The organism is Nocardioides sp. YR527 (assembly GCF_900101045.1).
Classification (GTDB): domain Bacteria; phylum Actinomycetota; class Actinomycetes; order Propionibacteriales; family Nocardioidaceae; genus Nocardioides.
The window spans coordinates 1-21,090 of sequence record NZ_FNFN01000011.1 but is presented as its reverse complement, the minus strand read 5'-3'; the positions used below and the strand labels follow the sequence as shown (position 1 = coordinate 21,090).

15 protein-coding genes are annotated in these 21,090 nt (G+C 71.0%); 6 read left to right on the top strand and 9 right to left on the bottom strand.

Annotated elements, in window-relative coordinates:
* Positions 1-12: 12 nt before the first annotated feature.
* Together BLT25_RS26290 and BLT25_RS26285 are read right to left on the bottom strand one after the other, a co-directional pair.
* Positions 13-1,968 carry an FHA domain-containing protein gene (locus BLT25_RS26290; RefSeq protein ID WP_143033874.1) on the bottom strand — a complete coding sequence of 652 codons (1,956 nt, stop codon included), beginning with the start codon at positions 1,966-1,968 and terminating at the stop codon, positions 13-15.
* Positions 1,965-2,792, bottom strand: a complete 828-nt coding sequence (locus tag BLT25_RS26285; RefSeq protein WP_091052335.1) for a PP2C family protein-serine/threonine phosphatase — start codon at positions 2,790-2,792, stop codon at positions 1,965-1,967. Before BLT25_RS26285 ends, BLT25_RS26290 begins: the two co-directional genes overlap by 4 nt.
* Before the next feature lie 282 nt (positions 2,793-3,074).
* Between BLT25_RS26285 and BLT25_RS26280 the strand changes: the two genes are divergently transcribed.
* Entirely contained in the window at positions 3,075-5,066 is a 1,992-nt protein-coding gene (locus tag BLT25_RS26280; protein WP_256328805.1) for a helicase-associated domain-containing protein, read from the top strand.
* On the opposite strand, the gene BLT25_RS26275 is transcribed toward BLT25_RS26280, so the two are convergent.
* From BLT25_RS26275 to BLT25_RS26260, 4 genes are read right to left on the bottom strand one after another with little or no spacing between them, the layout of a single operon-like run.
* Positions 5,041-6,069 carry an ABC transporter permease gene (locus tag BLT25_RS26275; protein WP_091052333.1) on the bottom strand — a complete coding sequence of 343 codons (1,029 nt, stop codon included), beginning with the start codon at positions 6,067-6,069 and terminating at the stop codon, positions 5,041-5,043. The two genes, BLT25_RS26280 and BLT25_RS26275, sit on opposite strands and share 26 nt — an antisense overlap.
* Entirely contained in the window at positions 6,066-7,601 is a 1,536-nt protein-coding gene (locus BLT25_RS26270) for a sugar ABC transporter ATP-binding protein (protein ID WP_091052331.1), read from the bottom strand. Before BLT25_RS26270 ends, BLT25_RS26275 begins: the two co-directional genes overlap by 4 nt.
* 3 nt (positions 7,602-7,604) lie before the next feature.
* A complete protein-coding gene (locus tag BLT25_RS26265; protein ID WP_091052330.1) occupies positions 7,605-8,723 on the bottom strand; it encodes a sugar ABC transporter substrate-binding protein in 1,119 nt (372 codons plus the stop codon).
* Positions 8,724-8,782: 59 nt separating this feature from the next.
* Entirely contained in the window at positions 8,783-10,237 is a 1,455-nt protein-coding gene (locus tag BLT25_RS26260) for an aldehyde dehydrogenase family protein (RefSeq protein WP_091052328.1), read from the bottom strand.
* A 255-nt stretch (positions 10,238-10,492) separates the two neighbouring features.
* Between BLT25_RS26260 and BLT25_RS26255 the strand changes: the two genes are divergently transcribed.
* The 3 genes from BLT25_RS26255 (at position 10,493) to BLT25_RS26245 (ending at position 17,879) form a co-directional block, all read left to right on the top strand.
* On the top strand, positions 10,493-11,422 hold the full coding sequence (locus BLT25_RS26255) for a helix-turn-helix transcriptional regulator (RefSeq protein ID WP_091052326.1): 930 nt from the start codon (positions 10,493-10,495) through the stop codon (positions 11,420-11,422).
* A 24-nt stretch (positions 11,423-11,446) separates the two neighbouring features.
* A complete protein-coding gene (locus BLT25_RS26250; protein WP_091052324.1) occupies positions 11,447-13,096 on the top strand; it encodes a DNA repair helicase XPB in 1,650 nt (549 codons plus the stop codon).
* 127 nt (positions 13,097-13,223) lie between these two features.
* Positions 13,224-17,879, top strand: coding sequence for a family 78 glycoside hydrolase catalytic domain (locus tag BLT25_RS26245; protein WP_256328804.1), 4,656 nt, complete (start codon positions 13,224-13,226; stop codon positions 17,877-17,879).
* A gap of 3 nt (positions 17,880-17,882) precedes the next feature.
* Here BLT25_RS26245 and BLT25_RS26240 read toward each other — a convergent pair whose 3' ends face one another.
* The 3 genes from BLT25_RS26240 to BLT25_RS26230 are packed head-to-tail and all read right to left on the bottom strand — an operon-like array spanning position 17,883 to position 19,288.
* Positions 17,883-18,140 (bottom strand): hypothetical protein, encoded by a 258-nt coding sequence (locus BLT25_RS26240; protein ID WP_091052322.1) that lies wholly within the window; start codon positions 18,138-18,140, stop codon positions 17,883-17,885.
* A gap of 43 nt (positions 18,141-18,183) precedes the next feature.
* A complete protein-coding gene (locus BLT25_RS26235; protein ID WP_143033873.1) occupies positions 18,184-18,837 on the bottom strand; it encodes a hypothetical protein in 654 nt (217 codons plus the stop codon).
* On the bottom strand, positions 18,827-19,288 hold the full coding sequence (locus BLT25_RS26230; protein WP_091052318.1) for a pyridoxamine 5'-phosphate oxidase family protein: 462 nt from the start codon (positions 19,286-19,288) through the stop codon (positions 18,827-18,829). Before BLT25_RS26230 ends, BLT25_RS26235 begins: the two co-directional genes overlap by 11 nt.
* Before the next feature lie 61 nt (positions 19,289-19,349).
* On the opposite strand from BLT25_RS26230, the gene BLT25_RS26225 reads away from it, so the two are divergent.
* Together BLT25_RS26225 and BLT25_RS26220 are read left to right on the top strand one after the other, a co-directional pair.
* On the top strand, positions 19,350-19,646 hold the full coding sequence (locus BLT25_RS26225; RefSeq protein WP_091052317.1) for a DUF1905 domain-containing protein: 297 nt from the start codon (positions 19,350-19,352) through the stop codon (positions 19,644-19,646).
* Between the two features lie 54 nt (positions 19,647-19,700).
* Positions 19,701-20,603, top strand: a complete 903-nt coding sequence (locus BLT25_RS26220; protein ID WP_091052315.1) for an aminoglycoside phosphotransferase family protein — start codon at positions 19,701-19,703, stop codon at positions 20,601-20,603.
* Positions 20,604-21,090 lie beyond the last annotated feature (487 nt).

The following is a 21,090-nucleotide window of genomic DNA, read 5'->3' as shown; positions in this document are numbered from 1 at the left end:
AGAGCACATGGATCACGGGTTGGTCACCCGGATCGTCAGGCTGTCACCGAGGTCGATGACGGCACCCGGCATGAGCTGGACGGGTACGCCGGGGCGCAGGTCCTCCGGGCCGAGACCGGGCTGGACCAGCACGGTGCCGTTGGTCGAGCCGAGGTCGGTGACCACCGCAGCACCGTGGTCGACCCCGGCACCGGGACGGATCTCGCAGTGGGTCGAGGAGATCTCCTGGTGGGGGCTCGGCACGGTCACCAGCATCGGCTGCTCGGTGGGCGTGAACCGGCTCGCCTCCGGCGCGCGGCCGACGAGCACGACCCGGTCGACCTCGACGCGGTCGCCGCTGGAGAACTCCAGGCGCGCGACCGGGTAGGCGGTCACCTTCGGGGCTTCGGGCTGGCCGGGGATCCCGGCGAGACCGGCGTTGAGGTCCTCGCCGACGCCGATGCGGGTCAGACCGTCGTGGTCGTCCTCATCGGGGTTGGGCTCCTCCCAGACCGGCTCGTCGTGGGTCTCCGGGATGGGAGCCACGGGCGGAGCCGGCGGCGCGGGCGGGGCCGGGAACGCGGGCGGGGCCGGGGGCGCCGGCGGGATGTCGGTCAGCGGGGCGTCGGCAGGCGGGCCGTCGAAGGACGGTGCCTCGATCGGGGCGTCGCTCGGCGCAGCATCGATCAGGCCCTCGGCCGCCTCCTCGTAGGGAGCCGGAGGCGCGTCCACCGGAGGCGGCGGAGGCGTCGTCAGCGGCGGCGGAGGCGGCATCGACGGCGGGCCGAAGCCGGGCGCCTGGGCAGACGCGGGCTCGTCGTAGGACTCGGGCCCGTCATAGGACTCGGGCTTGTCGTAGGACTCGGGCTCGTCGTAGGACTGCTCGTCGACGGCCTCGAGGACCTCGGTCTCGGCGTCGGGGGCGACGTCGTCCATGTCGGCCACCGGCTCCGGGGAGACCGCGGAGGGACCGAAGGAGGACGCCACGGCAGCGGCGTGCTCGTCGCTGGCGTAGTCGTCCTCGTAACCGCCGGCAGCGGGCTCCGGGAAGTCCTGGTCGTCGGCGTCCTGGGAGGCGGCCGGCATCTCGAACGCCTCGGTCGGCTCGGTCAGGTCGTCGTGACGCGGCGCGGAGGCCTCGCCGGACTCGTCGCCGCGGTTGACCGAGATCGGCTCGTCCTCGGAGTCCGCGTCGAAGTCGGAGTCGGAGTCCGGGCCGAGGTCGGCCTCGAAGTCGGTCTCCGACTCCGAGTCGGCCTCGAGACCGGGGAGGTCACCCGAGACCGGGATCGGCGGAACGACCGAGAGCGAGGGCGGAGTCGCGACCGGCTCGTCCTCGTCGAGGCCCTGCTCCTCGGCGGAGTCCACGTCGTCGGAGTCGGTGTAGGTCTCCTCGGGAAGAGGGTCGGTGAGCGGGTCGGCCTGGGCCGGCTCGTCGACGCCGTCGTCGGAGCCCTCCTCGACCGCCACCGGGGCGGCGACGAAACCGGCGCGGCTCTCCGGCGAGTCGTCCTGGGTGGACTCCGGGGCCGGCGGCGGAACCTCGAGACCCGAGACCCGCAGCAGGCCACCGAGCGCCGTCATCGGCTCCCCGGTCGCACCCTCCTCGCCGAGCGAGACGGACATCCTGGTGACGCCCTCGAGGGTGCGCTCGACCCACGTCTTCGACGACGAGCCGTCGACCTCGACGGCGCCCTCGCCGGCCTCGAACGAGACCACGGACGGGCCGCGCACGACCGTGCGTACGCTCCCGCCGTCAGGCGTCACGTCCCCGGAGATGAGGACGAAGCCCGGCAACGAGCTCAGCCCGGTCGCGACGAGCGCGTCGAGCACCTCGTCGAACCCGGCACCGTCGTCGACGAGCGCCCACAGCGCGCCCGCACGGCTCTTCTCCGAGGGCGGGAGCAGCACCGTGGCGCTCTCACCGATGATGCCGAACCATGTGCCCGGCATGTAGGACGTGCTTGCGATGGTTGCTGGCTCACTCATGGCAGCACTCCTAGCTTCTGCTCCATACTCACCCTTTGTTGCTCCGAGTCATACGGGTTCTCCTCGGTCAATCCCATCACATCGACCACGACGGCGGTGGCGTTGTCCCGGCCACCCGCCTCGACCGCGGCGGCGACCAGCTTCTCGGCCGTGTCGCGGGCATCGGTGTCCTCCGCGGCGAGGATGTCGGCGATCTCAGCATCCGAGATCATTCCGCTCACGCCGTCGGAGCACAGCATCAGCCGGGCGCCCACGGGCAGGGTCACCTGGAAGATGTCGGGGACCGCCGGGGCCATCCCGCCCAGCGCCCTGGTCACCACGTTGCGCTCGGGGTGGTGCTCGGCCTGCTCGCGGGTGATCTGCCCCGAGTCGACCAGCTCCTGGACCAGGCTGTGGTCGCGGCTGAGCTGGCTCAGCGTGCCGTCGAAGTATCGGTAGATGCGCGAGTCGCCGACGTTGAGCAGGATCCACAACGGGCTGCTTCCGCCGTCGGCGATCAGAGCCGCGGCGCAGGTGGTGCCGGACTGGTAGTCCGAGGCCCCGCGCGAGCGCTGCTCGAGCGCGAAGGCCACGATCCGGTCCTGTGCCGCCTGGAGGGCCTCGACCATCGCCTGGCTGCCGGACTCGGAGACGTAATGGGTGCCACCGAGCTTGGCGAACTCCTGGATCACCATCTCGCTGGCGATGTCACCACCGTCGTGGCCGCCCATACCGTCCGCGACGACGAAGACCGGTGGCTCGGCCACATGGGAGTCCTCGTTGACCTTCCGCACCTGGCCGACATCTGTCGCGGCCCCGTGCGCGATCACTACTTTCCTGGACATCTCGCCCCCTAGGCCTGCCGGGATAGCGTGATGCCGATGGACACAGGCTTCCGCTCACTCGCAGACCAGTTGCGCTCTTGGCCCACAGAGCGCATCTCACGCCTGCTTCTTGCTCGTCCTGATCTCGCCACGCCGTCCCCTCATGACTCCGGCCAACTCGCCGCCCGAGCAGCCACTCGCACATCCTTGCACTACGCGATGGATGACCTTAACCATCTCGAGCTGATCGTGCTTGATGCCGTTGTCCTCGCGAATCAAACCACCAAAGCCCACTTATCTTCCATGGTGAATGCCGAAGTGGACGCCGCGACACGGGCACTTTCTCATCTGGAGGACACCTGCCTGGTGTGGCACTCCCTCGACGGCCTGCGCGCGGTGACCGGTGTCGCGGCCCTGCTGCGGGGCTCGCCCGGCACCTCCGGGCTGCAGCCGTTCGCCGCTGACCAGGAAGAAGGCGTACGCAGCCTGCCTGCTGTCTCCGCCGAGGCGCGCGCGATGCTGGAGGCCGTCGACGCCGGCGGCGGCCAGGCCTCCTCCTCCCGCGCGCGCCCGGGCGTATCCGTGGCCGAGGCGACCGGACCGGCGGAGGAGCTGATCGCCCACGGGCTGCTGGTGTCCTCGGGCGACGGCATGCTGACCCTGCCCGGCGAGGTCGGGATCACACTGCGGGGCGGGCGGACGACGCTCGCCCCCGTGGACGTCCCGCCGCCGCTGCCGACCTCGTCGCGGGCATCCACGCTGGTCGACCGGGCGGCCGCGGGCGCCGCCTTCGAGCTCGTACGCAACCTCGAGCTGCTCCTCGACGCCTGGAGCGCGGTGCCACCCCGGTCGCTGCGTGGCGGGGCGGGGCTGACGGTCCGCGACCTCAAGACGACCGCCGAGCGGCTCCATGTCACCGAGCCGGCCGCGGCGCTGCTGATCGAGGTCGCCTGGGCCTCGGGCCTGCTCGCGCTGGGCACCGACGAGGAGGGCGATCCGTCCTGGATGCCGACCGAGCTCTTCGACCAGTGGCTCCAGCAGCCCCTGGCGGCCCGCTGGGCGCACGTGGCCGGCGCCTGGCTGGCCTCTCCACGGCTTCCCGGGCTCGTCGGCCAGCGCGACCCCGCCGGGAAGACCTGGAACGCGCTGGCCCCTGATCTGGCCGGAGCCTCGGCCGTGGCGACGCGGCGACAGACCCTGGGCCTGCTCGCCGCCTTGCCGGATGGCGAGGTCCTCGCCGCCGGCACCGGCCCCGCCGCGGTCGTCACCCGCCTCGCCTGGGAGCGACCGCGCCGGCCGCGCACCCGCACCGAGTCCCGCGAGGCACTGGTGGACTGGACGCTCACCGAGGCGCAGGCACTCGGGCTCGCCGCGTTCGGAGGGCTGGCTGCGTACGGTCGGCTGCTGGTGGCCGGCGAGGACCCGGTCCCGACCCTGGCCGGGCTGCTGCCGGAGCCGGTCGACCACGTGCTGCTCCAGGGCGACCTGACCGCGGTCGCGCCGGGGCCGCTGGAGCCCGCGCTGGCCCGCACGCTGGCCGTGGTGGCCACGGTGGAGTCGCACGGCGGGGCGACGGTCTACCGGTTCACCAAGGAGTCGGTACGCCGGGCCATGGACCGCGGCTGGACCGCCACCGAGATCCACGCGTTCCTCACCGCCGCCTCCCGCACCCCCGTCCCGCAGGCGCTGACCTACCTGGTCGACGACACCGCGCGTACGTTCGGGACGGTCCGGGTCGGGTTCGCCGCCGCCTATCTGCGCAGCGACGACGAGGCAGCGCTGGCCGAGCTGCTGGCCCATCCGGCGGCCGAATCCCTGGGACTGCGGCGGCTGGCGCCGACGGTGGTCGTCAGCACCGTCGCGCTCGACTCGCTCCTCCCCCGGCTGCGCGAGCTGGGCCTGGCCCCGGTCGTCGAGGCCCCCGACGGATCCGTCCATGTGGCGCGCTCCGACACCAAGCGCGCCAAGGCCCGCAACGGCCAGCGCCCGGCCGGCGCCCAGGAGGCCCACCTCACCGCTCGTGCGACAGCGGTCGCGGCCCGGATCAAGGCGGGCGACGAGACCGCCGCCTCCCGCCCGGCACCGGCCGAGCCGGCCTCCACCATGGCGATCCTGCACGAGGCCATCGACGCCGGGGAGCAGGTCGTGATCTCCTACGTCGACGGCCGCGGGGTCGCCGGTGAGGCTCGCGTCGAGCCGTTGGGGATCGACGGCGGCTCGCTCGCGGCCAGGGTCGAGGAGGACGTACGTTCCTTCGCGCTGTCCCGGATCAGGAGTGTCCGGCCGGGGTCGTGACCTTCGGCTCGGCCTCTGCGGGCTCCTCGGGCTCCCCGGACCTCCGGCGGCCGCGCCAGAGCATGCGGCCACGGGACTCCCACTGGGAGAGCGCGACGGCGAGGATGAGCGCGACGCCGTAGAAGAGGTCGTTGACCCAGCGAGGTGAGCCGCCGAGCTGGAGGCCCTTGATGCCGACGGCGAGGACGTACATCGCCACCAGGGTGCCCCAGACGTTGAACCGCCCGCCCCGGAACTGGGTCGACCCCAGGAACACCGCGGTCAGCGCGGGGAGCAGGAACGACGGCCCGACGGTCGGGTCGCCGGCGTTCAGACGGCTGGTGAGGAGGGCACCGGCCAGCGCGGAGATCGCGCCGCCGGCCATCAGCGCGCCGGTCTGGATCCGGGTCACGCCGACGCCGGCGAGCCGGGCCGAGTCGGGGTTGAACCCGGAGGCGTACATCCGGCGGCCGACGGGCGTGCGCTCGAGCACGTACCAGCTCACCAGGGCGACCGCGAACAGGATGTAGACCGGCACCGTGACGCCCGCCCACTGTGTCGTGGCCAGCGTCCGGTAGGAGGGACCGAGGTCGAGGATCTGCTGGCTGCCGGAGACCCACGCCATCCCGGCGAGCAGGATCGAGCTCATCGCCAGGGTCGCCACGATCGGCTCGACCCGCAGCCTGGTGATGACGACCGCGGTGACCCAGCCGATCAGCGCCCCGACGACCAGTACCAGCGGCAGCTGGACCGCGATCGGCAGACCTGCCTTGGCCAGCAGCCAGCCCGACAGGATCGCGGTGAAGCCGACCTGCGCCCCGATCGCCAGGTTGAGCGAGCCGGTGACCAGCGGGATCAGCGCCGCTAGAGCGGCCAGCCCGGTGAGCGCCTCGGCGTCGAGGATCGAGCGCCACACGCCGACCTGGAGGAACCGGTCCGGGATCCAGATCGAGAAGACGACGAACATCACCACGAAGATGTAGACGGCGCTGATGTTGCGGAAGGAGAGTGCACGCAGGTTCACGATGGTCCTTGGTTCGTCTGGATCTCAGGGTTGTCGGGCGTCAGGCCGTAGCCCTCGACGAGCAGGCGATGCTCGGTGAGCGCCTCGCCCGCCAGCTCGGCGACGAGACGGCCGTCTCGCAGAACGAGCACGCGGTCGCAGATCCGCAGCAGCTCCTTGGTGTCCGAGGAGCTCACCAGCACCGCGGTCCCGTTGGCCGCGGCCTGCCCGACCGCTTCGTAGATGGTGGTCTTGGCACCGATGTCGACACCCTGGGTCGGCTCGTCGAGCAGCAGGACCAGCGGGTCGTCGCGCAGCCACCTGGCCAGCACGATCTTCTGCTGGTTGCCCCCGCTGAACAGGCCGAACCTCTGCTCGGTGCGATGCGGACGTACGTCGTACGCCGCCAGCCGGCGCTCCGCCTCCGCCCGCTCCCGGCGGGTGCTGATCGCCCCACCCGCGCCTCGGACGGTGCGCATCTGCGGCAGGGTGAGGTTCTCCCGGGCGCTCATCTGCGCGGTGGAGCCGTGCCTGGCGCGATCGCCCGGGACGAAGGCGACCTTGCGCCGGATGCTGGTCGCCGGGGTGGGCGCCAGGACGACCGCTCCGCCGACGGTGAAGCTCCCCGCGTGGGACGGCACCGCACCGAAGAGGAGCGACGGCACCGCCTCCCGGCCCGAGCCGAGCACGCCGGCGACGCCGACCACCTCACCGGCGTGCAGGTCGAGGTCGAGGTTCTCGATGGCGCCGCCCCGCAGGCCACGGACGCTCAGGACCGGGTCGGTGCTGCGTACGTCCTGGGGCTGGTGGGCCTCGATCTCCGCCGGGGTGACGCCGGTGATGAGCTCGACGAGCCGGTCATGGTCGAGGCCGTCGACCGGCTCGGCGGCGACGACTCGTCCGTCACGCAGCACCACGACCCGGTCGGCGAGCGCCAGGACCTCGTCGAGACGGTGGGAGATGAACATGACCCCTGCCCCGTCGGCAGCGAGACGGCGGACCGCCGAGAAGAGGACCTCCACCTCGGCGCCGTGGAGCGACTCGGTGGGCTCGTCGAGGACGAGCACGTTGCGCGGGTGCGTCCAGCCGTCGAGGGCCCGGGCGATCGCGACGATCGCCCGCTGGCCGGGGGTCAGGGACGCGACCGGCACGGTGACGTCGAACGCCTCCCCGAAACGGGAGACGAGCTCCGTGGCCCGGCGACGCTCGGCCCGACTGTCATGGGGGTGCAGTCGGGCCGAGCCGATCAGGTTCAGGTTCTCGACCGCGGTCAGCGCACCGACCAGCGCGAGATCCTGATGGATGAAGTGCAGCTCGGCTGCCTCCTCGCCGGCCGACGCGGGCAGCTCGACGGTGCCACCGTCGGCGGCGTACCTGCCCGCGAGAACCTTGACCAGCGTCGACTTCCCGGAGCCGTTGTGGCCGAGCACGGCCACCACCTCGCCGCTGCGCACCTCGAGCGAGACGTCGTCGAGCGCCCGCAGGCCCGGAAAGTCCTTCACCAGGGAGGTGACCCGCAGCAGCGGGTCGCCGCCCGACATCTCGGCTGACATGACTCAGTCGACCAGCCAGGTCTTGGCGAAGAGCGTCTCGAGGTCCTCGACGGCCTGGTAGCCGACAGTGGCGTCCTCCGGGAGGTTCTCGGCGTCGGTCACCCGGGTCAGGGTCGAGGCGCGCACCTCGGTCGCGGGCCACTCGTACTCGTCGCCGTTCATCTCCCGCAGCAGCTGGTCCAGGACCGTCCACATCATCAGGCTGAGGTCGACCGAGAGGGTCGCGTCCTGGTCGCCGGAGCCGATCTGCTCGTAGTTGGGCGGCGAGGTCCACATCCCGATGCCCTTGGTGTCGATGCCGGCCAGCTTCAGCTTCTGGGGCAGGCCGATCTGGACCTCGTCGACGGCGGCGATGAAGTACTCCGTGTCCGGGTTGGCCTGCAGGTCGCTGACCACCCGGTCGGCCGCGGTGGAGCCCAGCTCGGCGATCGGGATGTCGACGGTGCGCAGCGTGCAGTCGGGGCAGAGCTCCTTCATCTTCGCCTTCGCGCCCTCCAGCTCCAGCGGCGAGAACGGGAACTCGGGCACGTTGTAGAAGACGTACTCGCTCGCGCCCTCCGAGCGCACCACCGCAGCCGCGGCCAGCGCGGCGCCGTTGGCCTTCATCCAGTCCGGTCCGTTGAACGCCTCGGGCAGACCGTGCTCGACCGTGTTCATCACCGACCCGGAGGCGATCGGGATCCCCTTCTCCTCCAGCGCCTTGGTCTGCGACTCGAAGAAGACCGGGTCGAGGGTGATGTTGATGACGCCGTCGGGGTTCTTCTCGACCACCGTGTTCATCGCGGCGTTGATGCTCTGCGCATCCCTTCCCACCTCGACACGTTCCAGCTCCAGGCCGAGCAGCTTCGCCGGTGCCTGCAGGTTGCCCCACATCACCGCGCTCACCGGAGTCCCGACGTCGAGGTAGACGACCTTGGTGCCCGCGGCGATCGGCTTGGAGAGCGGCTCGTCGATCAGCAGGCCCTTCTCACCCTCGCCGTTCCACGGCTCCAGGTAGGCCTTCGCGGCCTCGACGTCGGCCTCGGCGCTCGCACCGCCCCCGCCGCCGCTCTCGCTTCCGCAGCCGGCGAGCAGCAGCGCTCCCGCGGCCAGCGCCGCGTACATCCGCTTCGTTCTCATCATGCGTAGTCAGTCCTTGTCTCAGGTGGATCTGCGTGGATCTGCGTGGGGCCCGAGAGGGTTCAGAAGGGGTACGCCTGGATCTGCGACTGCACCGTGACCCACTGGGTCTCGGTGAAGGCGTCGATGTTGGCCTCGTGGCCGCCGAACCGGGCACCGGTGCCGGAGGCGCCGATGCCCCCGAAGGGCGCCTGCGCCTCGTCGTCGACGGTCTGGTCGTTGACGTGCACGATCCCGCTGGGGATCCGGTCGGCGAGCTCGTAGCCCGCGAACGGGTCCGTGGTGAGGACACCGACCGAGAGCCCGTAGTCGCTGCGGCTGACCAGCTCGATCGCCTCGTCGACGGTCTCGAACCGGGTCACCGGCGCGACCGGCCCGAAGATCTCCTCGGCGAACGCGGGATGCTCCGGGGTCACCGCGGACAGCACCGTCGGCTGGTAGAAGAGGCCCTGGTACGTCCCGCCCGTCTCCAGCCTCGCCCCGGCCGCGATCGACCCGGTGACCAGGGCGTGCACCTTGTCGCGCTGCCCCGCGTCGATGACCGGACCCAGAGGTACGCCGCTGGTCGGGTCACCCACCGGGATCCCGGCGGCCTTGGCGGCCAGGGTCGCGACGTACTCGTCGTAGATGTCGGCGTGGACCAGGTGACGGCCCGTGGTCATGCAGATCTGGCCCTGGTGCAGGAAGGAGCCCCAGGCGCCGGCGGAGGCCGCGGCGGTGACGTCGACGCCGGACAGCACGATCATGGCGTTGTTGCCGCCGAGCTCGAGATGGGCCCGCTTGAGCAGGCGCCCGGCGCGCTCACCGATGACCCGTCCCGCCCCGGTCGAGCCGGTGAAGGAGATGACCGGGACGTCGGGGTGCTCGACGAGCGCCGAGCCTGCCTCGACCCGTCCCGGGACGACGGCGAAGAGCCCCGCCGGGAGCCCGGCCTCCTCCAGGAGCGCGGCGAGGAACAGCCCGCCGCCGATGCTGGTGCGCGGGTCGGGCTTGAGGATCACGGCGTTGCCCAGCGCGAGCGCCGGGAGGACCGATCGGGCGGCCAGGATCGCCGGGAAGTTGAAGGGTGAGATGACGCCGACGACGCCGACCGGACGACGCCGGGCGACGCTCAGCCGCGGGTGCGAGGACTGGAGCAGCTGGCCGTAGGGCATCAGCGCGGTCGCGGCGGCCTGGTGGAGCTCGGCGGCGACCAGCCCGGCCTCGAAGGCGGCCTTGCCCTGCCCGGATCCGGCCTCGCGGACGAGCCAGTCGACCAGCAGTTCCTGGTGCTCGGCCAGGATCGCGGCGGCCCGGCGCATCACCTCGGCGCGCACCTCGGCCGGTCGTGCCGCCCACTCCCGCTGTGCCTCGACCCCCAGGCTCACCGCCTGGTCCACGTCGGCGGCCTCTCCGGACGCGACCGTGGCGATCGTCTCGCCGGTCGCCGGCTCGGACACCTCCAGCGTCCCGCTCAGCCTCACCCAGCCCCCGACGTACGCCCTGCCGGTCCACTGGTCCTGGTCGAAGAAACCCATCCCACTCCCTCGTCTACATCTGGCGGCGACAGCCTCTGGTGGCTGTTGCCGCGTCGACGCTACGGTGGGTCGGCGTCGCCTGAACCGACGATTTGTGCACGGCGCCGGGCAGATCCGAGCGTGACCGGCATCACGTTCCGTAGGCTCTGGTCAGGCCCGGGAGGAGGACGAGATGAGCGAGCGTCAGCGAGCGAGCAATGAAGCTCTCATCGGGCCGCGTCCGTATTCTGGCGCTTGCGCGACGGAGGTGGCCCGATGAGCGCGGTGGTCGAGGTCGACAGCGCCGACGCCTGGCAGTCGGTCGTGAGCAACTGTTTCGTGCCTCTCGCCTGCAACGACGTCGAGCCCGGCTTCACCGGCCGGATGGAGCACACCCAGCTCGACGACGGCATCGCGATCGCGCTCGCGACGTCCTCGGGCCACAGCTCGACCCGCACCGCCAGGCTCGCCCGCGGCGCCGGCGGGGACGACCTGCACCTCTCGTTGCAGCGCTCCAGCACCGGCACGGTCTCCTCCGGCTCCCGGACCGTCGCCGTACGCCCCGGGTCGGTCTCGGTCTACCGGGTCGATGCCCCCTATCTCGTGGACTACTCCGCGCCCCACCAGCAGCAGCTGCTGGTCCAGGTCTCGCGATCGTCGATGCGGCTGCCGAGCGGGATGCTCGGCGAGGCCGCGGACCGGGTCGCGCTCCCCCGGGTCCAGGAGGCACCGGCGGCGCGTGCCCTCTTCTCCTATGCGGCCGCGCTCCCGGAGGCGGAGAGCCCGGCCGAGGTGGCGACCGTGGTCCGTGACCTGGCCGCGGTGATGATCCACTCCGCGTTCACCAGCGCTCCGGTCACCCCGCACACGACCGCCGGGCTGCACCACACCGTGCGCCAGCACCTGCGCGACCACGCCGGGGACCGCACGCTGACCATGGACGAGGTCGCCCGCCGCCATGGCGTCTCCAGGCGGCGGCTCTACCAGGTCTTCGAGGAGTCCGGCAGCTCACCAGCGGCCTATCTCCGCTCCGTACGCCTCGCCGCCGCGGCCGAGATGCTCTCGGCCGCGCGTCAGCCTCCGGGCGGCATCGGCGCCGTCGCGTACGTCTGCGGGTTCAACGACCCGCTCACCTTCACCCGCGCCTTCCGGCGGGCCTACGGCGTCACCCCGCGGGAGTGGCGGGCCGGAGACCGCGCCGCCTGAACCTCAGGCCCGTAGGCTGGTTCGGTGAACGACGGCCCCCTGATCGTCCAGTCGGACAAGACGCTGCTGCTCGAGGTCGACCATGCCCGGGCGGGTGAGTGCCGCAAGGCGATCGCGCCGTTCGCCGAGCTCGAGCGATCGCCGGAGCACATCCACACCTACCGGCTGACCCCGTTGGGACTGTGGAACGCGCGCGCGGCCGGGCACGACGCCGAGCAGGTCGTGGACACGCTGCTGGAGTTCTCCCGCTATCCCGTCCCACACTCCCTGCTGGTCGACGTCGCCGAGACGATGGCCCGCTACGGCCGCCTCCGTCTCGAGAAGAACCCGGCCAACGGGCTGGTGCTGGTCTCCTCCGACCGGGCGGTGCTCGAGGAGGTCATCCGTGCGAAGAAGGTCGCCGGGATGCTGGGCGAGCGGCTCGACGCGGACACCGTCGTCGTGCACCCCTCCGAGCGCGGCAACCTCAAGCAGGCGCTGCTCAAGCTCGGCTGGCCGGCCGAGGACTACGCCGGCTACGTCGACGGCGAGGCGCACCCGATCGCGCTCGACACCACCGACTGGACGCTGCGTCCCTACCAGTCGGAGGCGGCCGAGTCGTTCTGGCACGGCGGCTCCGGGGTCGTCGTGCTCCCCTGCGGCGCCGGCAAGACGCTGGTCGGAGCCGCCGCCATGGGGTTGGCTCAGGCCACGACCCTGATCCTCGTGACCAACACCGTCTCCGCGCGGCAGTGGAAGGACGAGCTCGTACGCCGCACCTCACTGACCCCGGACGAGATCGGCGAGTACTCCGGATCGGTCAAGGAGATCCGGCCGGTCACGATCGCCACCTACCAGGTGCTGACCACGCGCAGGAAGGGCGCCTACCCCCACATGGAGCTGCTCGACGCCCGCGACTGGGGGCTGGTCGTCTACGACGAGGTCCACCTCCTTCCCGCCCCGATCTTCCGGATGACCGCCGACCTGCAGGCCCGCCGCCGGCTCGGCCTGACCGCCACGTTGGTACGCGAGGACGGGCGCGAGGGTGACGTGTTCTCCCTGATCGGGCCCAAGCGCTACGACGCACCCTGGAAGGACATCGAGGCGCAGGGCTGGATCGCCCCGGCGGACTGCGTCGAGGTGCGCGTGACGCTGCCCGCCGACGAGCGGCTCGTCTATGCCACCGCCGAGCCCGACGAGCGCTACCGGATCGCCTCGTGCACGCACCACAAGATCGACGTGGTCAAGGAGATCGTCGCGTCCCACGCCGGCAAGCCGACCCTGGTGATCGGGCAGTACCTCGAGCAGCTCGACGAGATCGCCGCCGCGCTGGACGCTCCGGTGATCGAGGGCAAGACGTCGGTCAAGGAACGCCAACGTCTCTTCGACGCCTTCCGCTCCGGCGAGATCGACCTGCTGGTGGTCTCCAAGGTCGCCAACTTCTCCATCGATCTGCCCTCGGCCGAGGTCGCGATCCAGGTCTCCGGCGCCTACGGCTCCCGCCAGGAGGAGGCCCAGCGGCTCGGGCGCCTGCTGCGTCCGGGCGACGGCAACAAGACCGCGCACTTCTACACGATCGTCTCCCGTGACACCGTCGACGCCGACTTCGCCCAGAACCGCCAGCGCTTCCTGGCCGAGCAGGGCTATGCGTACCGGATCGTCGACGCCGACTCCCTCGGCGACCTCACCTCCTGAGCTCGCGGCCAACCCACGGCCGTTGAATCGTTGTCCGTGGCCGGATGAGGCCATTTCACTGCACGCAAAGCGTGACGCACACCATACTCCCTGAAGCGTTTCAATTCCTCGACCTCAGGAGTTTCGCGTGCGCCCTCATGTCGCCGGGTTGATCACGGCCGCCCTCGCCGTCGTCCTCGTCCCCTCACTGCCACCACTCGCCGCGGGTGCCGTCCAACCGCCCGTGAGCGGGAAGGTCGACGCCGTCCCGGTCGTCGACGAGCTGCGTACGAACGCACTGGCCGATCCGCTCGGCATCGCCACGACCGCCCCGACGCTGGGCTGGCAGCTCGAGTCCGACCGGCGCGGGGTGACCCAGAAGGCCTACCAGATCCGCGTCGCGTCCTCGGAGCGGAAGCTCCGGACGCCCGATGTGTGGGACAGCCGGAAGGTGCGCTCCGGGCAGTCCGTCGACGTCCGGTACGCCGGGCCCGCGCTGAAGCCGCGCACGGACTACGTGTGGTCGGTGCGGGTCTGGGACGACAACGGCGTCGCTTCGGCGTGGAGCGATCCGGCGACGTTCGCCACCGGTCTCGGCGAGGAGCCCTGGACCGCGGACTGGATCGGCGCGGAGACTGCTGAGCCGGGCGCGGAGTGGACGGACTACACGATCGAGTTCACCGCTTCCGACATCGGCGGAGCGCTCGGCGTCTACTTCCGTGGCGAGAACACCGAGAACGCCTACATGTGGCAGTTCAGCGAGTCCGACGACGCGCTCCGTCCCCACGTGAAACGCAACGGCGGCTACTCCGTGCTGCCCGCGAAGCCGGTCCCGAGCGGCTTCGATTTCGCCGCCGAGCACGACTACGCGATCACCGTCGCGGGGGACACGATCACGACCACGATCGACGGTGAGCAGCTCGACCAGCGCACCGATGCCACCTTCGCCGGGCCCGGGGTCATGGGTTTCCGCACCAACGGTGCCGAGCACGGACTGGTCCACGACGTGACCGTCACCAGCGCCGGTGGCGCCACCCTCGTGGACACCGACTTCCCCACCGGCGACCGCACCTTCACCGCCGGCACCGTCACCGCCGACGGCCTCCGGGTCGACAACGCCGGCGGCGAGGCCTGGCTGCGCGGCGACGACGCGGTGCCGCTGCTGCGCAAGGAGGTCGACCTGGGCGAGAAGAGCATCACCCGCGCCCGCGTCTACGCCTCGGCGCGCGGCGTCTACGAGCTGCGCCTCAACGGCGAGCGCGTCGGCGACGCCGAGCTGGCGCCCGGCTGGACGGCGTACGACAAGCGCATCGACTACCAGACCTACGACGTGACCGGTCTGGTGCGTTCAGGCTCGAACGTCTTCGGGGCCGAGGTCGCACCCGGCTGGTACTCCGGCAAGGTCGCGATGTTCGGCACCGACGTCTACGGCACCGCCAACTCCGTGATCGCCGAGCTCGTCGTCGACTACTCCGACGGCACCAGCGAGGTCGTACGCACCGACGACAGCTGGCGCACCACCGGCGGCCCGACCCGCGAGGCCGACCTCCTCGACGGCGAGTGGTACGACGCCCGCCGAGCGGCCGAGGTCGAGGGCTGGGACCGCGCCGGCTTTGACGACCAGGACTGGGCCGACGTCACCGTCAGGGACGAGCCGACCGACGTGCTCGAGCCACAGACGGCCGTCGACGTACGTGTCACCGAGGAGCTGGAGACCGCCGAGCGGATCGACTCGCCCACCGACGGTGTCTACCTCTACGACCTCGGCCAGAACATGGTCGGCCACGTCCGCCTCACCCTGCAGGGCGAGAAGGGCCGGACGGTCACGATCCGACACGGCGAGGTGCTCAACCCCGACGGCACCCTCTACACGGCCAACCTCCGCAGCGCGAAGGCCACGGACACCTACACCTTCGGGTCGGACGAGCCGGAGACGTACGAGCCGTCCTTCACCTTCCACGGCTTCCGCTACGTCGAGATCTCCGGGCTGGACGAAGCGCCCGACGCCTCCGACATCGTGGGCGTCGTGGTCGGCACCGACGGCGATCTGGCCAGCACGCTGGACACCAGCTCGCAGCTGGTCGACCGGCTGCAGAGCAACATCGTGTGGGGCATGCGCGGCAACTTCCTCTCCATCCCGACCGACACCCCGGCTCGCGACGAGCGGATGGGGTGGACCGGCGACATCAACGTGTTCGCCCGGACCGCGGTCTACAACATGGACTCCGAGTCGTTCCTGACCAAGTGGCTGCAGGACCTGCGCGACACCCAGCGGCCGAACGGATCGCTGCCCGGCGTCGCCCCGGTCGTCCCGGGTCGCTTCGACGGCGGCTACGAGTCGGCCGGCTGGATGGACGCGGGCGTGCACGTGCCCTGGACGCTGTGGCAGGCCTACGGCGACACCGGCGTCATCACCGAGAACTACGACATGATGAAGCGCTACGTCGACTTCCTCGACGCCGACTCGACCGGACACATCCGCTCCGCCGGCGGCTACCTGGACTGGCTCAACCTCGACGACCCGACACCCGCGGACGTCCTGGACACGGCCTTCGTCGCGAAGAGCACCCGCGAGTTCGCGCAGATGGCGAAGGCGGTCGGCAACGACGAGGACGCCGCGACATACCAGGCTCGTTACGAGGCCATCCGGGCCGCGTACCAGCAGGCCTTCATCGCTGCTGACGGATCCGTCAAGGGCGACAGCCAGACGGCGTACATCCTCACCCTGACCAACGATCTCGAGCCCGAGAATCGACGCGAGGCGGTCTATGACCAGTTCGTGCAGACGCTCGAGCGGCGTGACTACCACCTCTCGACCGGGTTCCTGGGTGTCGACGGGCTGCTGCCGGCGCTGACCAAAGCCGGGCGCACCGACATCGCCTATCGGCTGCTGCAGCACGAGGACTACCCGTCGTGGGGCTATGAGATCGGCAAGGGCGCCACCACGATCTGGGAGCGCTGGAACTCGATCAACCCGGACGGCACGTTCAACGACGTGGGCATGAACTCCTTCAACCACTACGCCTACGGCGCCGTCGGCGAGTGGATGTATCGCACCATGGCCGGCGTCTCGGCCGCTGAGCCCGGCTACCGCAGGATCACGATCGCGCCCGAGCCGGGCGACGGTGTCGACGACGTCGACTTCAGCCTGCAGACCCCGTACGGCACCGTACGCAGCGCGTGGGCGACCGACGACGGGCCGATGAGCCTCGAGGTGACGGTCCCGGCGAACACGACCGCCGAGGTGCGGATCCCGGCCGCCAACCGCTGGGCGGTCACCGAGGGCGGCTCCCCGATCGAGGACTCGCGGGACGTCGAGTTCGTGCGTGAGGACGAGGGCGTGGTCGTTCTCGAGGTCGGATCCGGCGACTACAGCTTCGCGGTAGCTCCCGCGCTCGGGGACCTCGGCGCCGCCCGGGCGGCGGCTGCCGCGACGGCTGCGCAGGTCTCCTCCTTGAGCCTCGAGGGCCCCGCGGGCCGTGCCGCCGAGCGCGACCTCGCGAAGCGGACGGCTCTGCTGCGCGGCGAGATCGCCAAGGCATGGGATCTCGCCGCTCGTGACGCCGAGGAGGAGCGGGTCGCCGAGGCGGTCCATCGTGCCCTCGCGGCGGCCGCGAACCTGGACCGCGCCGTCCAGATGTACGCCGACAACGGCATGCTCACCGAAGCGACCGCTGCAGGTCTGCGCGACCGGCTGACGGCGATCGAGAAGAGTCTCTCGCGGGCTTCGGCCCGGCTGGTCGGCGCCGTCGCCGTCCTGCGGGTCCCCGACGAGGAGGTCCTCCCCGGCGATGTCGTCGAGGTGTCGGTGCGGGTCGACAACTCCGGCAAGGAGTCGCTGAAGGAGGTGGCCTCGTCGCTCGAGGTGCCGGACGGATGGACCGCCGAACCGGTCGGCGCGCCCGCCGACACCGTGCCGACAGGCGGACAGGTCGAGCACGCCTATGAGGTCACCGTGCCGGAGGACGCCGCTGTCGGGCCCGTCGAACTCAACGGCGAGCTGTCCTACAGCCGCTCGGGTGGCACCGCCACGCTCCCGGTGGGAGGCACGCTGATGGTCGGACCCGGGGTGCAGATCACCGCGACGTCGAGCACGCCGGCGTCGGTCGACGGCGGACGGACCGCGACCATCACCGCCACGCTGCACAACCGCAGCGACGTCACCCAGCGCGGCGAGCTGTCGCTGACCGGCCCTGCCGGCTGGTCCGCGGAGCCGGTCGGCTACGAGATCCCGGCCGGTCAGAACGCTGATGTCGAGGTCGACGTCGTCGTGCCGCAGACCGTCGTCGCCGGCCCGGTGTCCCTGACCCTCGCGACCGGAGCCACAGCAGCTGAGCAGGCGGCGGCCACCGTGACCGTCGGACTCGCGACGCCACCGTCGGCGTCGACCGATCATGTCGACCTCGGTGAGGCGACCTCGGAAACAGCGCACGGACTGACCGCCTCCGAGCGGTCGGGGACCAACCAGGAGGCCGGACTGACCCGCCGCTACACCCACTCCTCCTACCCCGGCGGCTGGTTCGAGTTCGACGCCGCGGTGCCGACGGACCGATCGTTCGTGGTCCGCATCGTCGAGACGTTCGACGGTGCGCGACGCAAGACCTACGACGTCGAGCTCGACGGTCAGGTCGCGCACAGCGTCGACCTGACCCGCACAGGCGGCGGCCAGGGCACGATGACCCACCAGTTCCTGGTGGAGCCCTCGGCGCAGACCGCGGACGGCTCGGTGCGGATCCGGTTCCGGGACACCGGCGCCGACTACGACCCGTCCGTCGCCGACGTCTGGGTGGTGCCGGTGGCATGAGCCTCACCCGAGCGCAACGACGCGGAGCTGGTGAGGGGGTGGACAGTTCTGCACCCACAGGTCCCGGCACTCCCGGCACAACAGATAGGTGTGGGTGCACCGGTCGTCGGGACAGAGCACGGTCACGGCGTACGCCGCCACCTCGCCACAAGGCTCCGCGTCGCTGTCCGGGCTGCCGCAGCTGCACTCACAGGCAGGCCGCTCGCCGAGCTCCTCCTCGAGCCGCTCGATCTCCTCATCGATGGTCGTGCTGATGGTCATGACATCTCCTCCGTCTGGATCGGATGTCGTCCTCACCACCCACTTAAACAGAGACCACCGACAGTTCTGCCTCATGGATCGTGGTCTCGAAGCCGAGATCGGGCCGTGAGCCTCCGACCGGGGTCAGCTGCACGACGATCCCGGTCGCCACGTCCAGCGCGACGTCGTACGCCTCGGGGTAGACCGTCCCCGCGGACGGCTCCCAACCCGGGTCGCCATCGCCGTACTCGTCCCGGTCGGAGACCCAGGACCACAGCAGCGGACAACAACCGCACCGCGGCTCGTACTCCTCCCCGGGCACCGCCCTCGCCCACCAGGTCTCCCGACCCGCTCGGGCCTCCGAACGCAGGTCGCTCAGCACGACGTCGGCGGAGAGCTCCTCGGGATCGAGCATCGACACGAACAGGTAGTTGTTCCACATCGGGTCGTCGATGTCGTGGGTGTAGGCCCGCGGGCGGCTCTCCACGAGACCGTCGGCCCGCAGGACCGGCCGCGGATCGACCACCGGGTCCTCGCCCCTGACCACTCGATCCCCGGCGGCGTCACGCACGCGGAGCCAACCAGGTCTGCGCAACCAGCACTCGACGTCGCCGTCGTCCCGCGTCCGCCAGGTGAAGTGCAGCGCGGAGAAGCGCCACGGCGACGATCGGGCGAGCGCCCGGAAGGCGTCTTCGGTCAGCGGCACCTCAGCTTCCATCCGACCCACCCTCGTCCAGCCAGCGGCTGTTCCGCATCAGGTGGCGGCCCTCGAGCTCGTTCTCCTCGCGCCAGGCCTGGACCTTGGTCGGCCGGACGCGGATCAGGCTGTCCGCCCAACTGCTCGGGTCGCCGCCCTGCTTCTCGGCGTAGATCTCCAGGACCCGCTTCGGCGTACGCTCCATCGGCTCGACCTCGGCGCGACCGTCGACGATCACGACGTCGCGCAGCTCGCCGAGGGCCAGACGTACGACCGGGGAGGCGGTGAGGTTGCGCTGGGTGCGCGCTCCGCCCATGCTCGCGATCCAGATCTCGCCCTCCCACCACACGAACGAGATCGGCACCAGCCACGGCTGGTCGTCGTGCGCGGAGGCGATCCACAGGTCGACGTCGTTCTCCAGACGGGTGCGGGTGTCGGAGAGTCTCTGGGCGAGGGAGCGAGGGTCAGCCATGGCCGCACCCTAGTCCGCGACCGAGCAGGCGACCCAGCACTTTCCGGGGGAGGATGGACGCATGGAGACCTGGGAGTTCGAGGCCGAGCTGTGGCCGTGGAAGGACGAGACAGACGCCTGGATCTTCGTGACCGCTCCGCCCGAGGTCACCGAGGAGATCCGCGAGGCGTCGATCGCGACCGGCCCGCCTCGCGGCTTCGGCTCGGTGAAGGTCGAGGCGCGGATCGGCACGACCACCTGGAGGACCTCGGTCTTCCCAGGTCAGGAGGGCTATGCGCTGCCGATCAAGAAGGACGTACGCCGCCGCGAGGACCTCCAGGTCGGCGACCGCGCCCGCGTCTCGCTCACCCTCGTCTGACGCCCGCGAAAATCATGCGCGCCGCGGGGCGCCGACGTGGTTGGCTCAGCGACGATGAACGCCGAGATGCACGACGACGAGCTGACGATCGACGAGGACCTGGTGCGGTCCCTGCTGAGGCGGGACCTCGCCGCGTACGCAGATCTTCCACTCCGCCCGCTGGACTCGACCGGGTCGACGAACCGGCTCTTCCGGCTGGGCGAGGAGCATCTCGTACGCCTCCCCCGCCAGCCCGGCGGATCGGCCACGATCACACAGGAGGCCCGCCGGCTTCCCGGATTCGCGGCCAACCTCGCGGTGGCGACGCCGGAGGTGACGGCGGTCGGCGAGCCGGGGTTCGGTTATCCCGAGCGCTGGAGCGTGGTGCGCTGGCTCGAGGGCGAGAAGCCGGGACCGGGTGCCGGTGACGTGACCGCCGCGGACCTGGCCGGGGTCGTGACCGGGCTCCGGCGGACCGAGGTGCCGCAGGAGGCGCTCGCGGATCCCGAGCTGCGCTGGTACCGCGGCGAGGCGATCGCCGGTTTCGACGCCGATGTGCGGTTCCGTCTGAAGGAGTGTCGCGAGCTCGCCGAGCTCGACCTGGACCTGGACGCGGTCGAGACCGTCTGGGCGCAGGTGATGGCCCTGCCCCCGGCCGACGCCGAGCCGCGCTGGGTCCACGGGGACCTGCTCGCCGAGAACCTGCTGTCCCGCGAGGGCAGTCTCACCGCCGTACTCGACTTCGGGGCCCTCTCCGTCGGCGACCCGACCGTCGACCTGATCTGCGCCTGGGAGCTCCTCGACGCCGCCGGCCGCGACGAGTTCCGCGGGCTCCTCGACATCGACGACGCCACCTGGCTCCGCGCTCGGGGCTGGGCCCTCTTCATCGCGCTGATGACATTCCCCTACTACTGGGAGACCATGCCCGTACGCTGCGCCGACCGCCTCGTGATGGCCAGGGCTGCGCTGGCTGGCTGAATGGGTTGCCTTCCAGCGTGGGTGGGGCCAATACGTTGTCTGGGTTGGGAGATTTAGAAGCAGGGTGTCTGGGTTGGGTGCCATTTGGCTGTCTTGCGGACTTCCAGCGACGGTCTGGGTTTGGTTGGGATACCTGTCCCTGACTGGGTTCACTAGTTTTGCTTTGCGTGGTAGGCTCGGCGCAGGCGTAAACGTGAAGGCCGACCACCTCGAAAGAGGCGTGCCCCATCCACCCGGGAGACATCGGGTGTGGGGTAATCCAGGGGAACCAGGGGCGTGCACGCTGAGCTGCGAGGGTAAGTAATAGCCCGTACTGCCGGGCCTCCGAGACCAGCGAACCAACCGGGATTCTGCGCGGGCAGAAACCCTTGAGTTCGTACGTCGGGAGGTGACCGTGATGACCATGCTGCAACAGCCCCAACACCCTGTGCTGGGGGCGGTGGTCGCGGTCACCACTTCCCTGGAGGCGGTTGCTGAGGCGAATCCG

Excerpts from the sequence above, each read along its gene's own strand:
- BLT25_RS26290 (WP_143033874.1), bottom strand. The coding sequence starts at position 1,968 with ATGAGTGAGCCAGCAACCATCGCAAGCACGTCCTACATGCCGGGCACA.
- BLT25_RS26285 (WP_091052335.1), bottom strand. The coding sequence starts at position 2,792 with ATGTCCAGGAAAGTAGTGATCGCGCACGGGGCCGCGACAGATGTCGGC.
- BLT25_RS26280 (WP_256328805.1), top strand. The coding sequence starts at position 3,075 with ATGGTGAATGCCGAAGTGGACGCCGCGACACGGGCACTTTCTCATCTG.
- BLT25_RS26270 (WP_091052331.1), bottom strand. The coding sequence starts at position 7,601 with ATGTCAGCCGAGATGTCGGGCGGCGACCCGCTGCTGCGGGTCACCTCC.
- BLT25_RS26265 (WP_091052330.1), bottom strand. The coding sequence starts at position 8,723 with ATGATGAGAACGAAGCGGATGTACGCGGCGCTGGCCGCGGGAGCGCTG.
- BLT25_RS26260 (WP_091052328.1), bottom strand. The coding sequence starts at position 10,237 with ATGGGTTTCTTCGACCAGGACCAGTGGACCGGCAGGGCGTACGTCGGG.
- BLT25_RS26255 (WP_091052326.1), top strand. The coding sequence starts at position 10,493 with ATGAGCGCGGTGGTCGAGGTCGACAGCGCCGACGCCTGGCAGTCGGTC.
- BLT25_RS26240 (WP_091052322.1), bottom strand. The coding sequence starts at position 18,140 with ATGACCATCAGCACGACCATCGATGAGGAGATCGAGCGGCTCGAGGAG.
- BLT25_RS26235 (WP_143033873.1), bottom strand. The coding sequence starts at position 18,837 with ATGGAAGCTGAGGTGCCGCTGACCGAAGACGCCTTCCGGGCGCTCGCC.
- BLT25_RS26230 (WP_091052318.1), bottom strand. The coding sequence starts at position 19,288 with ATGGCTGACCCTCGCTCCCTCGCCCAGAGACTCTCCGACACCCGCACC.
- BLT25_RS26225 (WP_091052317.1), top strand. The coding sequence starts at position 19,350 with ATGGAGACCTGGGAGTTCGAGGCCGAGCTGTGGCCGTGGAAGGACGAG.
- BLT25_RS26220 (WP_091052315.1), top strand. The coding sequence starts at position 19,701 with ATGAACGCCGAGATGCACGACGACGAGCTGACGATCGACGAGGACCTG.